This is a genomic window from Pseudomonas sp. Root401, from assembly GCF_001425105.1.
Lineage (GTDB): Bacteria > Pseudomonadota > Gammaproteobacteria > Pseudomonadales > Pseudomonadaceae > Aquipseudomonas > Aquipseudomonas brassicacearum.
Map to the genome: position 1 here is coordinate 25717 of NZ_LMDO01000017.1, position 16704 is coordinate 42420.

9 protein-coding genes are annotated in these 16704 nt (G+C 63.7%); 8 read left to right on the forward strand and 1 reads right to left on the reverse strand.

Features of this window, described 5'->3' with window-relative positions; genetic code table 11:
* The first annotated feature begins 414 nt into the window (after window positions 1-414).
* The 3 genes from ASC85_RS15225 to ASC85_RS15235 are packed head-to-tail and all read left to right on the forward strand — an operon-like array spanning window position 415 to window position 4939.
* Window positions 415-1563 carry an efflux RND transporter periplasmic adaptor subunit gene (locus tag ASC85_RS15225; RefSeq protein WP_057450148.1) on the forward strand — a complete coding sequence of 383 codons (1149 nt, stop codon included), beginning with the start codon at window positions 415-417 and terminating at the stop codon, window positions 1561-1563.
* On the forward strand, window positions 1564-3534 hold the full coding sequence (locus ASC85_RS15230) for a MacB family efflux pump subunit (protein ID WP_057450150.1): 1971 nt from the start codon (window positions 1564-1566) through the stop codon (window positions 3532-3534).
* 10 nt (window positions 3535-3544) lie between these two features.
* Window positions 3545-4939 carry an efflux transporter outer membrane subunit gene (locus ASC85_RS15235; RefSeq protein ID WP_057450152.1) on the forward strand — a complete coding sequence of 465 codons (1395 nt, stop codon included), beginning with the start codon at window positions 3545-3547 and terminating at the stop codon, window positions 4937-4939.
* A 74-nt stretch (window positions 4940-5013) separates the two neighbouring features.
* On the opposite strand, the gene pvdP is transcribed toward ASC85_RS15235, so the two are convergent.
* Window positions 5014-6630 (reverse strand): pyoverdine maturation tyrosinase PvdP, encoded by a 1617-nt coding sequence (gene pvdP / locus ASC85_RS15240; protein ID WP_082534385.1) that lies wholly within the window; start codon window positions 6628-6630, stop codon window positions 5014-5016.
* 268 nt (window positions 6631-6898) lie between these two features.
* On the opposite strand from pvdP, the gene pvdM reads away from it, so the two are divergent.
* The 5 genes from pvdM (at window position 6899) to ASC85_RS15265 (ending at window position 16523) form a co-directional block, all read left to right on the forward strand.
* Complete coding sequence (gene pvdM / locus ASC85_RS15245; RefSeq protein WP_057450155.1) at window positions 6899-8269, forward strand: pyoverdine-tailoring dipeptidase-like protein PvdM; 1371 nt, start codon at window positions 6899-6901, stop codon at window positions 8267-8269.
* Entirely contained in the window at window positions 8266-9546 is a 1281-nt protein-coding gene (gene pvdN, locus ASC85_RS15250) for a pyoverdine-tailoring periplasmic protein PvdN (protein ID WP_057450156.1), read from the forward strand. The genes pvdM and pvdN overlap by 4 nt, the downstream gene beginning before the upstream one ends.
* 24 nt (window positions 9547-9570) lie before the next feature.
* Window positions 9571-10446, forward strand: coding sequence for a dihydropyoverdine dehydrogenase (gene pvdO / locus ASC85_RS15255; protein WP_057450158.1), 876 nt, complete (start codon window positions 9571-9573; stop codon window positions 10444-10446).
* Window positions 10447-10689: 243 nt separating this feature from the next.
* Entirely contained in the window at window positions 10690-12348 is a 1659-nt protein-coding gene (locus tag ASC85_RS15260) for a cyclic peptide export ABC transporter (RefSeq protein WP_057450160.1), read from the forward strand.
* A gap of 35 nt (window positions 12349-12383) precedes the next feature.
* Entirely contained in the window at window positions 12384-16523 is a 4140-nt protein-coding gene (locus tag ASC85_RS15265; protein WP_057450195.1) for a non-ribosomal peptide synthetase, read from the forward strand.
* Window positions 16524-16704 lie beyond the last annotated feature (181 nt).

A 16704-nucleotide genomic window follows, 5' to 3' on the forward strand; every position in this document is an offset into this window, starting at 1 on the left:
GGACAGGCAATGGCACGATAGTGGCAGATTCAATCGCGTAATTTATAGTAATTCTCATATAGATTTAAAGCTTTGGTTTGTATCAAGGCTGATTCGTTCATTTCTACTGGCGCCAAGTCAATCGCCTTTGTGGCGAGGGAGCTTGCTCCCGCTGGACTCTGTAGGAGCTGTGTAGGAGCTGTCGAGTGAAGCGAGGCTGCGATCTTTCCACTGCCAATTGAGTTCGAAGCGAAAGATCAAAAGATCAAAAGATCAAAAGATCAAAAGATCAAAAGATCGCAGCCTCGCTTCGCTCGACAGCTCCTACAAGTGTTTCACACCAGTAAATTCCCGCGCCGAGCGCTCGTCTACCAGAACAGCCTCCCGTCCCTGCCCTTCCTGGGACGGGCCCGATATCACCGGCCGGAACCCTGCATGAAACGTCCCCGCCCTACCCGACGCGCCTGGCTTCTCACCTTCGCCCTGCTTCCGGCCGTGACCTTCGCCGCGTGGCAAGCGGTGGCGCCAAGCCGGGCGCCCCTGGTCACCGCGCCCGTCACCCGTGGCGATATCGAAAACAGCGTCACCGCCCTCGGCACCCTGCAACCGCGGCGTTATGTCGACGTCGGCGCCCAGGCGTCCGGGCAGATCCAGAAGATTCACGTGGAAGCCGGCGACGAGGTGCGCGAAGGCCAGTTGCTGGTCGAAATCGACCCGTCCACGCAAAAAGCCCGGCTCGACGCCGGGCGTTTTTCAATCGAGAACCTCAAGGCCCAGCTCCAGGAACAGCGCGCCCAGCACGACCTGGCGCAGCAGAAATCCCGCCGCCAGCAGCAACTCAAGGCCGGCGGCGCCACCCGCGAGGAAGACGTGCAAACCGCCCAGGCCGAAGTACGGGCGACCCAGGCGCGCATCGACATGTTCCAGGCCCAGATTCGCCAGGCCCAGGCCAGCCTGCGCAGCGACGAGGCCGAGCTGGGCTATACGCGCATCTATGCGCCGATGAGCGGCACCGTGGTCGCCGTCGGTGCCCGGGAAGGCCAGACCCTCAACGCCCAGCAGCAAACCCCGTTGATCCTGCGCATCGCGCGCCTGTCACCGATGACCGTCTGGGCCGAAGTCTCGGAAGCCGACATCGGCCACGTCAAACCGGGCATGACCGCTTACTTCACCACCCTGGCCGGCGGCAGCCGGCGCTGGAGCAGCACCGTTCGCCAGATCCTCCCGGTGCCGCCGCGTCCGCTGGAAGCCAGCCAGGGCGGCAGCCCCAGCGGTGGGCGCAGCGGCAGCGAACGGGTGGTGCTCTACACCGTGTTGCTCGACGTCGACAACGCCGACCGCGCGCTGATGACCGACATGACCGCCCAGGTGTTTTTCGTCGCTGCCCAAGCCAAGGACGTGCTGACCGTGCCCATCGCCGCCTTGCAGGACGCCGGCCAGGTGCGGGTGCTGGCCGACAATGGCGATGTCCAGCCACGCACCGTTCGCACTGGCGTCAGCGATCGGCTGCGCACCGAAATTGTCGACGGCCTGAGCGAAGGCGACCGGGTGCTGATCGGCCCGGCCACCGGCAGCGGAGGCTGAATGAGCACGCCCCTGATCGAACTGCGGGACATTCGCAAGGCCTACGGCGGTGGCGACAGCCCTCGGGTGGAGGTGCTGCGCGGCATCGACTTGGCCATTCACGCTGGGGAATTCCTGGCGATTGTCGGCGCGTCCGGCTCCGGCAAATCCACCTTGATGAACATCCTCGGCTGCCTCGACCGCCCCACCAGCGGCGAGTACCGTTTCGCTGGCGAAGACGTCGCCAATCTGGGCAGCGATGAATTGGCCTGGTTGCGGCGCGAGGCGTTCGGCTTCGTGTTCCAGGGCTATCACCTGATCCCCTCCGGCACCGCCCAGGAAAACGTCGAGATGCCGGCCATCTACGCCGGCACCTCGGCCGCCGAGCGCCATGCCCGGGCCAGCGCCCTGCTCGAGCGCCTGGGCCTGGCCAGCCGTACCGGCAACCGCCCCCATCAATTGTCCGGCGGCCAGCAGCAACGAGTGTCGATAGCCAGGGCATTGATGAATGGCGGCCACATCATCCTCGCCGACGAGCCCACCGGCGCCCTCGACAGCCAGAGCGGCATCGAAGTCATGGCCTTGCTCGACGAACTGGCGAGCCAGGGCCATGTGGTGATCCTGATCACCCACGACCGCGAAGTGGCGGCCCGGGCCAAGCGCATCATCGAGATCCGCGACGGGCTGATCATCAGCGACAGCGCCAGCTCCTTGCCCAGCGACGTACAAGCCAATCCCAAGGCACTGCAAGCCGTGGACCTGCGCCAGCGCCTGAGTGCCGGCAGCGAACACAACGGCGCCTGGAAAGGCGAGCTGGTGGACGCGGTCCAAGCGGCGTGGCGGGTCATGTGGATCAATCGCTTTCGCACCGCCCTGACGCTACTGGGCATCGTCATCGGCGTGGCCTCGGTGGTGGTCATGCTGGCCGTGGGCGAAGGCAGCAAACGCCAGGTCATGGCCCAGATGGGCGCCTTCGGCTCGAACATCATCTACCTCAACGGCATCGCGCCCACGCCGCGCGCCACCAAGGGCATCATCAGCGAATACGACCTGGCCGCCCTCGCCGCCCTGCCCGAGGTGCAACGGATCATGCCGGTCAACGGTGCCGAAGCCAGCGTGCGTTTCGGCAACCTCGACCACACCAGCTACGTCGGTGGCAACGACACGAACTTCCCGATCATCTTCAATTGGCCGGTGGCCGAGGGCAGCTACTTTACCGATGCCGACGAGCGCGGCGCCGCGGCGGTGGCGGTGATCGGCCATAAGGTTCGGCAGAAGCTGCTTAAGGACGTCGCCGACCCCATCGGCCGCTACATCCTGATCGAGAACATGCCATTCCAGGTGGTCGGCGTACTGGCGGAAAAAGGCGCCAGCTCCGGGGATTCGGACGCCGACAATCGCATCGCCATCCCCTACTCCGCCGCCAGCGTGCGGCTGTTCGGCACCCGTCATCCCGAGTACGTGGTGATCGCCGCGCGGGATGCAGGCAAGGTCAAGGAAGCCGAACAGGCGGTCTCCCGGACGCTGTTGCGCCTGCACGACGGCAAGCAGGATTTCGAGCTGACCAACAACGCCGCGATGATCCAGGCCGAGGCGCGCACCCAGGGCACGCTGTCGCTGATGCTCGGCGCCATCGCCGCGATTTCGTTGTTGGTGGGTGGCATCGGCGTGATGAACATCATGCTCATGACCGTGCGCGAACGCACCCGCGAGATCGGTATCCGCATGGCCACCGGCGCCCGGCAGCGCGACATCCTGCGCCAATTTCTCACCGAAGCGGTGATGCTTTCGGTGGTCGGCGGGCTCGCCGGTATCGGCCTGGCCCTGCTGGTGGGCGGCGCGTTGCTGCTGGGCAAGATCGCCGTGGCCTTCGAATGGCTGGCGGTGTTCGGTGCCTTTGGCTGCGCGCTGGTCACCGGCGTCGTCTTCGGTTTCATGCCGGCCCGCAAGGCCGCCCGCCTCGACCCGGTCGCGGCCCTCACCAGTGAATGAACCCCACGCTATGAAAGTCCACCTAACCCTCCTGGCCGCCAGTCTTTTACTGGTGGCCTGCGGCACCCCTTTGTCGGCACCAGACAGCGGCCTCCAACCGCCACCGGCCTGGCAGAACCTCGATACGCCCGGCGTCCGAGCGGATAACCAGCAATGGTGGACGCACTTCGGCAGCCCGCAATTGAACCGCTTGATCGAGCAAGCGCGCCTGGACAGCCACGACTTGGCCGCCGCCATGGCCCGGGTGCGCCAGACCCAGGCCAGCGCGGTGATCGCCGGCGCGCCGTTGCTGCCAGCGGTCACGGCCGGACTCAACGGCAATCGCCAGGAATTGTTGCGCGGCAAGGGCTACAGCCAGCTGGATGTGGATCGGAACAACCGCACCATCGACTACTACGACGCCAACCTCAGTGCCACCTATGAGCTGGACTTCTGGGGCGGCAAGCGGGCGGCCCGGGACAGCGCGCTGAGCACGCTGGCGGCCAGCCAGTTCGACCGCGCGACGGTGGAGTTGACCCTGCTCAGCGGCGTTGCCAACAGCTACACCCAGGCGTTGTCCCTGCGCGAGCAACAGCGCATCGCCGAACAGAACCTGGACAACGCCCAGCGTGTACTCGACCTGGTGCAGACCCGCTACGACGCCGGCAGCGCCACGGCCCTGGAACTGTCCCAGCAAAAAAGCCTGGTGGCGGCCCAGCAACGCCGACTGCCCCAAGTGCAGCAACAGGCCCGCGAAGCCTTGATTACCCTGGCGACGCTGCTGGGGCAACCGGTGCAGTCGGTCAGGCTCGACGACGACAGTTTCAACCGCCTGCACTGGCCGGCCATCGATGCCGGCGTGCCCAGCGAACTGCTGCGCCGTCGCCCGGACATCGCCGCCGCCGAAGCCCGCCTCGCCGCCGCCCAGGCCGACATCACCGTCGCCCGCGCCGCCATGCTGCCCAGCGTGACCCTGGGCCTGAGCCTCGCCACCGGCGCCGACATCGCCGACCAGTTGCTGCGCAACAACGTCTACAACCTCAGCGCCGGCCTGGCCGCGCCGATCTTCAACAACGGCCGCCTGAGCGCCGAACGAGACCGAGCCACCGCGCGTCAGGAGGAACTACTCGAGCTGTACCGCGCCGCCATCATCAACGGCTTCGCCGACGTCGAAAAAGCCCTGAACGGCATCAACGGCCTGGACCGCCAACGGCAATGGCAAAGCGAAGAACTGCACCAGGCCCAGACCGCCTTCGACATCGCCCAACGCCGCTACCAGGCCGGTGCCGAAGACCTGCTCACCGTGCTGGAAACCCAACGCACCCTCTTCGCCGCCCAGGACATGAACGTGCAATTGCGATTGGCGCGGGTGCAGGCGAGCGTGGCGCTGTACAAGGCGTTGGGTGGGGGTTGGCAGGTCATGTAGGCCTTTACATTTCGATCGTTCCCACGCAGAGCATGGGAACGATCAGTCAATGGTGTTCATCCAGTTAGGAAGGGTTAAACCGGTTTGGATTTGAGATTGCGCGCATACCACGGCCGTTGCGGCACGCGGCGGAACAGTTCGGAGAGCTTTTTGTCATTGCTGCCGAAGGTGATGCGCAGCGCCAGTTTCATGGTTTCCGGGTCCATCTCCACCGAGCGTCCAACCTGCAGCCCCGGTATGGTGCTGCAACCGTGGGTGTCCGGGCCCAGCCAGGGGTCGGCGATTTCGACCCAGCGGCCCGGGGCGAACCAGGGCACGCCGTTGACTTCAAGCCGGCTCACTTCCCCCGGGTGGAAACGTTCGTGGGCGCGAAACCAGTCTTCGAGGCGGTCGTCGATCCAGCCGTGGAAGGCCCAGAACACCGGGTTGACGTGGGAGGAAAACGGATCGCCGAGAAAGTCATTCTCCGGGGCGTACCAGCGCTGGGCGAAGTCCGCCGGGTCGCGGGCGAACGGCACCGGGTGGCCGTTGGACGGATCACGCGGCACCGAGGCCCAGCGCATGTGCAGCCAGTCGTGCAGGCCCAATTCCACTTCCGAACCAAACTGACCCAGGGTCAGTTTCGACAGGTAGCGCGGGTCGCAGTAGCGCGATTCCCAGACCTGGAAATTGCTGTGGTAGGTCTCGGCGGTCTTGATGTCGCTGACCCACTGGGCGTACTGCGCGTCGCCATCGGCCAGCCAGGTGGGCGGCAAGGCCGTGCCATCGTGGTTATCGAGGTAGCGGGCGAACCCAAGGCGATCGCGTTCCAGCTCCGGTTGCGGCAAGGGGAAGCGCGGCCACGACGGCAACGGCTGGAACGAACGGGCGGTGCCGAGCATGTGCCGGTGCATGAAAAAGAAATCCACGCCGGAACCGTTGCGATCCTTGCGCGGGCCACGGGCATCACGTTCCTGGTCCCGGGGGCCGGGCTGCCAGCCGATGCCACGCAGGGCATTGCGCTTGTCCTCGTCCAGGGTGTGCCATTTGTCCCGCGAGGCGTGCCAGAGCTGGTGGAACAGCCGATGCTCGGGCGACACCAGCCAGGCCAGCAGCGCCGGATTCAGCGGCGTGCGCTCCCGGGCCTCGGGGAAACGCTGCTTGACGGCGATGAAATGGTTGTCGAGTTCAGGCAGCGCCAGGGGGCGGTCCAGGCGCAACACCCGACCGCTGAGGGTGGCGCTGCCGGCATTGCCGAAACCAGCCCAGACTTCGTCCAGGGTCATGGTGAATTCATAGTCCGGCGCGTTGTGCTGAGCCCCTATCAGGCGCCAGCTCAGTTGCTTCGGGTCGGTGCCGGCCAGGTCGCCCAACACCCGGTAACGCGGTTCATCGGCGCCACGCAAGCGATCGGCGCTGTCGAGGTAACCCACCAGGCCACGGCCCCTCTGGCCGATATCGAGGAAGACCTGCAGATCGTCCTGGGGCAAGCCTTCAAGGCCGGCGTCGCGGCCGGTGAAACGGATCGTCCAGATGCCCCGCAACGTATCGGCCCGGCGCTGGCCCGCTACGTCAGCCACGTCGAACGAGGCCTCGCCGGGGGTGATGCTCGGATCCGGCCGGGTCAGTTCGCGATGCCCGTAATACACCGCAGGCACGGCGGCACCGGTCAGCGCCAGGCCTGCCATGAACCATCGTCGAGAAATCGTCATTGCCTTACCTGTGTTCGGCCCTGGAGCGGGCTTTATCCAAGCTAGAACGATGGGGGGGCTGACAAATTTATAGGCAGCTGTGAGGGCCTCATCGCGAGCAAGCTTTGCTCCCACAGGTGAAGCACGTTGCAATTCCACTGTGGGAGCAAAGCTTGCTCGCGATGGCGGCCTTGAGAACGCCTAAATTTCCCCGCCGATCACTCGTTCTCCCCAGATAGCAAAGGCCCCCGCGCCTGTCCTTCCAAGGCGAACCTGACTGAGATCGGCAATGACAACACCTCGTTCGAAAAAGGCTCTTTTCATTGGCCTGCCCCTGGCCCTGGCGTTGGCCGTCGGTGCTGGCGTCGCGGCCTGGGACCATTGGTGGCGGGACAATCCCGGCTACCCGGTCAAGGTGATGAAAGAAGCCAGGGAGCTGCACGAACGCCTGCTGTCCTTCGACAGCCACATCACCGTGCCGCTGGATTTCGGCACCGCCGGCAACGAAGCCGACAAGGACGGCAGCGGCCAGTTCGACCTGGTGAAAGCCAACCGCGGGCAATTGTCCGGCGCGGCCCTGACGGTGTTTGGCTGGCCCGAGTTGTGGAACGGTCCCAACGCGCCGCACAAGCCCACCGCCGGCTTCGTCGAGGAAGCGCGCAACCAGCAGGAGGTGCGCTACAAGATCATCACCGGCATGGTCCGGGACTTTCCCAACCAGGTCGCCATCGCCTACACCCCGGATGACTTTCGCCGCCTGCACGGCGAAGGCAAGTTCGCGATTTTCATCAGCATGCTCAACGCCTATCCCTTGGGCCACGACCTGAACCTGCTGGACCTGTGGACGGCGCGGGGCATGCGCATGTTCGGCTTCAGCTACATCGGCAACAACGACTGGGCCGACTCCTCGCGTCCACTACCGTTCTTCAACGATTCGCCCGACGCCCTCGGCGGCCTGTCGGACATCGGCAAGCAAGCGGTGACGCGCCTGAACGACCTGGGCGTGATCATTGACGTGTCGCAGATGTCGACCCAAGCCCTGGAGCAAGTCGCGCAACTGAGCCGCACCCCGCTGGTGGCGTCCCATTCGGCGCCACGGGCGATGGTGGACATTCCGCGCAACCTCAGCGACAAGGAAATGCAACTGATCAAGGCCAGCGGCGGCGTGGTGCAGATCGTCGGTTTCTCCCAATACCTGCGCCCACTGACGCAAAAGACCCAGGACAAACTCAACGCCCTGCGCGAACGCTTCGACCTGCCACCGCTGCCCAACCTGGCGATGGCGCTGATGCCCGGCGACCCGATCATCGCGGCGTGGCCGGAACAGAAGTTCGGTGAATACGCCGGCCAGCTCTACGGCATCCTCGAAGAGGAACCCAAGGCCAGCCTCAAGGACCTGGGGGACGCCATCGAATATACCGTGCGCAAGATTGGCATCGACCACGTCGGCATCAGTTCGGACTTCAACGAAGGCGGCGGTGTGAAAGGCTGGGAGAACGTCGGCGACATCCGCAACGTCACCGCCGAGCTGCTGACCCGCGGCTACTCCGAAGCCGACATCGCCAAACTGTGGGGCGGCAATTTCCTGCGGGTCTGGGACCAGGTCCAGAAAGCCTCCCGCCCCGCCATCGCCTCGACCCAGAAGACCGTCCAGCCATGAATGAACGTCGCACTTTCCTGAAGCAGGCCGGGATCCTCGCCGCCGGCCTGCCCCTCACCGCCAGCCTGCCCGCCACGGCCAGCGCCGATTCTCTGCCGCCGCTGCCGAAGAATAAATGGGCGCAACTGCGCTCGCTGTTCAACCAGGACCCGGACTACCTGCACTTCTCCAATTTCCTGGTCACCACCCACCCGCGCCCGGTGCGCGAGGCCATCGAAGCACACCGCGCCGCCCTGGACAAAAATCCGGGGCTGCTGATGGACTGGGACCTGGGCGTCACCGAAGAGCGCGAGGAAAACGTCCGCATCTGGGCCGGCCGCTACCTGCAAGCGAACCCGAAACAGATCGCCCTCACCGGCAGCACCACCGAAGGCCTGTCGATGATCTACGGCGGCGCCCATGTGGCGGCCGATCAGGAAATCCTCACCACCGCCCACGAACACTACGCCACCCACACCATTCTCGACCTGCGCACGCAACGGACTGGCACACGGGTGCGCAAGATCAAGCTGTTCGACAACGCCCACGACGCCAGCCATGAACAGATCCTCACGGCCATCGACCGCAACATCCGCCCCGAAACCCGGGTGTTGGGCATGACCTGGGTGCATTCGGGCAGTGGCGTGAAGCTGCCGATCGACAAGATCGGCGCCCTGGTGGACAAGCACAACCGGGGCCGCAGCGAAGAGCAGCGGATCATTTATGTGGTGGACGGCGTGCACGGTTTCGGCGTCGAGGACCTGAGCTTCCCCGCCATGAATTGCGATTTTTTCATCGCCGGCACCCACAAGTGGATGTTCGGCCCGCGCGGCACCGGCCTGGTGTGCAGCCGCAGCGAAGAGCTCAAGTACGTCACGCCAATCATCCCGACCTTCTCCGAAGCCACGGCGTTTTCCACCACCATGACCCCAGGCGGTTATCACGCTTTCGAGCATCGCTGGGCGGCGGACGAAGCGTTCAAGTTGCACCTGCAACTGGGCAAGGCCGAAGTGCAGGCGCGCATCCATGCCCTCAACAGCTATCTGAAAAAACAGCTGGTGGCGCAGCCGCAGATCGAACTGGTCACCCCGCTGAGCCCAGACCTGTCCGCCGGTTTCACCTTCTTCCGGGTCAAGGGCCGCGACAGCGACGAGGTCGCCGCCTACCTGATGAAGAACCGCGTGATCGCCGACGCCGTGCATCGCGATGCGGGGCCGGTGGTCCGCACCGCGCCGGGGTTGCTCAACACCGAAGCCGAGATCGATCGCTTCATGGGCTTGCTGGCCAAGACACTCTGAACCTGACTTTAACGAGAGAAATGGATGAACAGTTTTTCCTTGAAGCTACTCCCGGCACTGGCCCTCACCGCCCTGCTGCCCTCCGGCGCCCAGGCCTCGCAACCGGGCCAGGTCTTTCGCGACTGCAAGGACTGCCCGGAAATGGTCGTGCTGCCCACCGGCACCTTCCAGATGGGCACCCCGGAAAACGAAGTGGGACGCGAGCCCGACGAAGGTCCGATGCACCCGGTGACGTTCGCCAAGCCGCTGGCGATCAGTCGATTCCAGGTGCTCAAGGGGGAATGGTTCGCCTACCTGCACGACACCGGCTACACGATGCCCGATGGCGACAAACGTCCCGGTCGCGCCTGCAAGGCCGGCATCCCGGACTACCAGGGCAGTGACCCGCGCAAGCAGTACACCGACCGGCACCCGGCGGTGTGCATGGATTTCGCCGAGGCCAATGCCTACGTGGCGTGGTTGTCGAAGAAGACCGGCAAGCAATACCGGTTGGTCAGCGAATCCCTGCGCGAATACGCGGCACGCGGCGGCAGCACCGGCCCGTTCCCCTTCCCGTTCGACGAGGGCAAGGAATACAGCATCGCCCAGCACGCCAACACCTACGGTGCGGCCGACGGCTACAACTTCACCGCCCCGGCCGGCAGCTTCGCACCCAACGCCTTCGGCGTGTACGACATGCATGGCAACATCTACGAATGGACCGCCGATTGCTACAACGAAAACTATGTGGGCGCCCCAAGCGATGGCAGCGCCTGGCTGACCGGCAAGTGCGAATTCAAACGCATCCGCGGCAATGATTGGGGCGAGGCGCCAGTGTTCTCCCGCTCCGGCAACCGCAACGCACTGGTGCCAAGCGACCGCGGCGACTGGATCGGTTTCCGGGTGGCGCGGGATATGTAGGCTGCGCGCAGAGCAGCTTTTCCATGTGGGAGCAAAGCTTGCTCGCGATGCAGACACCTCGATTTCACAGAAAACCACGTCGACTTCATCGCGGGCAAGCCTTGCTCCCACAGGATAAATTCCCCTCCCCCCCAATCGTTCTACAGGTGGGCGCGTCCCAACCCGGCGTGCCTGCGTCCTCCAGCCCATGCGGTGAACGCCCGCGATGGCCTTCGCCCTTTTTCATCTAGCAGGGAAACCTCCATGAGCCAACCAAAACGCGGGGTGATCAATGAATTGTTCACCCTGCTCAAACCCTTCCGGCTGATTGTCGTGGGCTCGATCCTCTTGGGCATGTTGGGCGGCCTGAGCATCACTGCCCTGCTGGCAACCATCAACGACGCCCTGAACGCTGCCACAACGCCCACGCCCCAGGTGCTGGCGACGTTCGCGGGGCTTTGTGCGGCGGCGCTGCTGACCTCAATTCTTTCAGATATCGGCACCAACCATGTCGGCCAGAACATCATCGCCGAGCTGCGTAAATCCCTGGGCAAGAAAGTCCTGCTGGCCCCCATCGAACAGATCGAACGCTACCGCAGCCATCGGCTCATTCCGGTATTGACCCATGACGTCAACACCGTCAGCGACTTCGCGTTTTCTTTCGCGCCACTGGCCATCGCCTTCACGGTAACCCTCGGCTGCCTGGGCTACCTGGCCTATCTGTCAGTGCCGATGTTTTTGCTGCTGCTGGTGGCTCTAGTGATCGGCACGGTTGTGCAGTACCTGGCTCGCGCCCGCGGCATCAGGGGTTTCGAAGACGCCCGGGAGGCCGAAGACGCGCTGCAGAAACACTACGGCGCTATCGCCGCCGGGGCCAAGGAACTGCGCATTCATCGCCCACGCCGCCAGCGCATGTTCAGCCAGCGCATCGAAGCGACCGCCGACTACATCTGCGACACCAATATCCGTTCGGTCAACACCTTCGTGGTGGCCAAGACTTTCGGCTCGATGCTGTTTTTTGTGGTCATTGGCCTGGTCCTGGCCCTGCAATCGCTGTGGCTGGGCACGGACAAGGTCGTGCTCAGTGGTTTCGTGCTGGTGCTGTTGTACATGAAGGGCCCGCTGGAATACCTGGTGATGACCTTACCGGTGATCAGCCGGGCGAACATTGCATTCAAGCGTATCGCCGAGCTTGACGAGCAATTTTCCTCACCAGAGCCGCACCTGCTGCTAGACGACAAGAGCGTTTCCAAACCAACGATCCAGCAGCTTGAACTGCGTGATGTGCACTACGCCTTCCCGGTGGTCGAAGGCAGCCAACCCTTCGCGCTGGGACCGGTCAACCTGTCCATCGCCCAAGGTGACATTGTGTTCATCGTCGGTGAAAACGGTGGCGGCAAGACCACGCTGATCAAACTGCTGCTCGGCCTCTATTTCCCCCAGGGCGGCGAAATCCTCCTGGACGGCGCGCCGGTAGGGGCCGCTCAACGAGACGATTATCGTCAGTTGTTCACCACGATTTTTGCCGACTATTACCTGTTCGATGAGCTGGTCCAGGGCGACCAGCAGGTGCCCACAGACGCCAACCGCTACCTGGAGCGCCTGGAAATCGCCCATAAGGTCAGCATTCAGGACGGCGCCTTCAGCACCACCGACCTCTCCACCGGCCAGCGCAAGCGCCTGGCTTTGCTCAACGCCTGGCTTGAGGAGCGCCCAGTGCTGGTGTTCGACGAATGGGCCGCCGACCAGGATCCGGTGTTCCGCAGGGTTTTCTATACCGAGCTGCTGCCGGAACTGAAGGCGCTGGGCAAAACCATCATCGTCATTTCCCACGACGACCGCTATTTCGACATTGCCGATCAACTGGTCCGCATGCAGGCCGGTCAGGTGGTCACTGAAAAATCTCCGGCGGCCTTTGCCTGAACCCGTCCGACGCAATGCTGTTTATCGAGAACACCATGAACGAACTGCTAGATGATGATCTGCTGATGCTGCTGCTCGATGATGTCGCTGGCGACATGCACGCCGGGTCCAGCCGCCGGCTGGACCGCGCGCCCCTGTCTTTCGCCCAGCAACGCTTGTGGCTGGAGCATCAGCGAGACCCGGCCCGGTCGGCCTACAACTTGCCGCGCGCCCTGCGCCTGACGGGCGAACTCAATGCCGAGGCCCTGGAACGGGCGCTGAATCGGGTCATCGACCGCCACGACATCCTGCGCACCGCATTCAATGACCTCGACGGTGCGGCGGTCCAGGTGGTCGAGCGCAACGCCTGCCTCATCCTGCACCAGGAAGACCTCGATGAGCTCGCACCCCAGGCTCATGCCATGACATTGTCACAGCGCATCGAGCAGCACGCCCGGCAACCGTTCGACCTCACCCGTGCGCCGCTGATGCGGGCAACGCTGCTGCGGCTGGGCAGCGACGAACATGTGCTGCTGCTCAACATGCATCACATCGTCTCCGATGCCTGGTCCAACACGATCCTCATGCAGGACATGACCCAGGCCTACGCTCAGGCCTTGCTCGGTGATCCGTCACCGCTGCCGCCGCTGTCCCTGCAATACGCCGACTACGCCACCCACCAGCGAGGCGAGTATTTGCAGGGCATAGCCTGCCAGCGCAGCGGTGAATACTGGAGCCACTACCTGGGCCGCGACCTGCCCACGCTGGAACTGCCCCTGGATTTCCCCCGCACCGTCGGCCAGCAGCATAGGGCCGGACGTGTGCACGTAACACTTGCCCCCGCAGTGACCCGGGCCCTGGACGCGTTCTGCCAACACCAGGGCCTTTCGCCTTTCGTGGTGGCACTGGCTGCCTGGCAGCTGTTGCTGGGCCGCTACAGCAACCAGGACGACTTCACCGTCGGCGTGCCCAACGCCAACCGCAACAGCCATGAAAGCCAGGACCTGGTGGGGTTCTTTGTCAGCAGCCAGGTGTATCGGGCGCGGATCGACTCGAGCCACGGAGCGTTGGATTTCCTGCGCAGCTTGCGCGCCCAGTCCCTCGCCGCGCTGGAACATGCCGACTACCCACTGGAGCTGATCCTCGATCAACTGCAACCCGGCGCACAGGGCTTGTTCCAGGTCTTGTTCAACTGGCGCACCGGCTCACCGCCCCTGACGATCTCGCCCAAAGGCGAACTGGCCCTGGAGTTTCTTGACACAGGCGACAGCCAGGCCAAGTTCGACTTGTCGCTGGATGTCGATTATTCACAGCAGCAGATTCTGGCGACGTTCGAATACAGCCGTGATCTCTACCGCACTGAAACCATCGAGCGCATGGCCGGCCACTGGCAGAACCTGTTGCAGGACCTGATCGAAACACCTGAACGCGCCCTCGGCGAATTGCAATTGCTGAGCGCTGAGGAAGGGCAGCACACCCTGCACGACTGGAACCGCCAGCCAACCCGGCTGCCCCGCGAACACTGCCTGCACTCGTTGATCGAAGCCCATGCCGCCGCCACGGGTGACGCCACGGCACTGACCTTTGAAGGGCAGCACCTGAGCTATGCCGAGCTCAATCGACAGGCCAATCAACTGGCCCATCGGCTGATCGAGCAAGGCGTCGGGCCCGACGTGCTGGTCGGCATCGCCGCCGAGCGTACGCCGCAAATGATCATTGGCCTGCTGGCGATTCTCAAGGCCGGTGGCGCCTACGTGCCGCTGGACCCGGCCTACCCGGCCGATCGCCTGGCCTACATGATCCAGGACAGTGGCGTGACGCAGATCCTGACCCAGGCTCATCTGCGTGAATCGTTGGCGTTGCCAGCCGACATGAACTGTTTGTCGCTCGACCCCGTCGAGGTCGAGGGCGACTATCCCGAACACAATCCGGAGGTGCCGATGCACCCGGATAACCTGGCGTATGTGATTTACACCTCAGGCTCGACCGGCCAGCCCAAAGGCGCATTGCTGACGCACCACAACGTCAGCCGATTGTTCCGGGCCACTGACCGCTGGTTCAGCTTCGATCACCAGGATGTGTGGTGCCTGTTTCATTCCTATGCCTTCGACTTTTCCGTGTGGGAGATTTTTGGCGCGCTGCTGCACGGCGGCCGACTGGTCATCGTGCCCCACGCGGTGAGTCGTTCGCCGCAGGAGTTCTACGCCCTGGTTTGCCAGGAACACATCACCGTGCTCAACCAGACGCCCTCAGCGTTCAGGTCGTTGCTGCAAGTCGCCTGCGAGCCTAATCAGCCGCTTGGCCACCGGCTACGCCAGGTCATTTTTGGCGGCGAAGCCATTGATGTGCAGAGCTTGCGCCCCTGGTTCGAACGGTTCGGCGACCAGACGCCGCAGTTGATCAACATGTATGGCATCACGGAAACGACCGTCCACGTCACCTGGCGGCCGCTGTCGATCGCCGACTTGAACAGCGAGACCGCGAGTCCAATTGGCCAGCCCATCGTCGACCTGTCCTGGTATGTGCTCGATGCGCACCTGAACCCCGTCCCCAAGGGTTGCGTCGGGGAGTTGCATGTCGGCCGGGCCGGCCTGGCCCGTGGTTACCACCAGCGCGCCGACCTGACCGCCAGTCGCTTTATCCCCGACCCGTTCGATCCGCTGCCGGGTGGACGCCTGTATCGCACCGGCGACCTGGCACGCTACCGTAGCGACGGCAGCATCGAATACATCGGGCGCCTGGATCACCAGGTCAAGATCCGCGGATTCCGCATCGAATTGGGCGAAATCCAGGCACGCTTGCAAACACTGCCGGCGGTCCGGGATTGTGTCGTGTTGACCCATGAAGGCCCGGCGGGCCTGCAACTGGTCGCTTACGTGATTGCCGCGCAAGCGTCCATGGTCGGGCTACGGGAAAGTCTGTTGGCCGCCCTCAAAGCGCAGTTACCGGACTACATGGTGCCCAGTCACCTGGTGTTCATTGATCACTGGCCGCTCAATGCCAATGGCAAGCTCGACCGCAAGGCCTTGCCGGAACCTGACGCCCGTCTTCGGCAGACCGATTACGTGGCACCGCGTACTCAATTGGAACAGGCGCTGGCGCAGCTCTGGCAAGAATCCCTCAGGGTTGAACGCGTGGGGATCAACGACAGTTTCTTTGAACTGGGCGGGCATTCGATCCTGGCGATTGAGCTGATCGCCAACCTCAAGGCACGCCTGAACATCACCGTGCGCCTGCAAGCGTTGCTGGCCAACCCGAGCGTCGCGGAGCTGGCGCTGTTCATTTCGCAAGAACATCGGGAGCAGACCCAATGCCTGGTCCCCTTGAACACCGCCCCCAGCAGCGCGCCGCAGTTGTTTTGCCTGCATCCCAGTGGGGGCATCGTGTTCTGTTACCAGCCGCTGGCGCGCAAACTCGAACATCGGGCGCGCACCTTTGGCGTCATGCACCGCGGCTTCAGCGAACCCCAGGCGAGCCCCGAGGCCTGGCACGAGATGATTGCCGATTACAGCCGGGAAATCGTCACCGCCCAGCCCCAAGGCCCGTATTACCTGATGGGCTGGTCGTTGGGCGGGACCCTTGCGCTGGACATCGCGGCGACGCTGGAAAGCCAGGGCCACACCGTCAGTTTCCTCGGTCTGGTGGATAGCACGATTCCTGAACACTTGTATCCAGCGACGTTGGCGCGTCATCGGCATTTGCCAGACGATGAACCCGCCGATCCGGCCTCCCAGGATCTGCTTGAGGCCATCGAATACTTCGACCTGCTGTTTCCAACCCTCACCGAACGCACGGCGGCTTACCGACAAGCGCACCCCGACAGCACGGTCCAGGCCTTCCATGAGTGGGCCGCCAGCCAGATCGAGCCGGAGCGAGGCGACTTGCTGTCAATCGTGCAGAGCGTCAAGGATGAAGTCATGAATGCCCAGGCGTTCTCGGTGCATGATCGGTTGCTGGAAGCTTTTGACGGGTTCAGCTTCAAACCGGTACGGGTACGCCCCAGCTGCTGGTGGACACAGGCGGAAAAAACGCCGGAAGAACTGGCATTCTGCGAGGGCTTGATCAAGGGATACAGTCTGACCGGGGAGCTGCAATGCTCGGTGCATTCTCCGTTGCGTCACCGCAGTATGATCTTTGATGACGGGTTGCTGGATTCGCTGGTCGAGGTTTTTCTGGCCAGTGCGGTGGAAGGGTAATAGCGCCAATAGCCGATACTGTGATGAGAGAGCTTTTGCGGCGAGGGAGCTTGCTCCCGCTGGGCTGCGCAGCAGACCTAAAGCCCTGAACTCAATTTGCCTGACACACTGGGTTGCCGGATTTCAGGGGTGGTGTGTATATCCGTTTCTTCGGTAACGGATATACACACCATCCCACCCC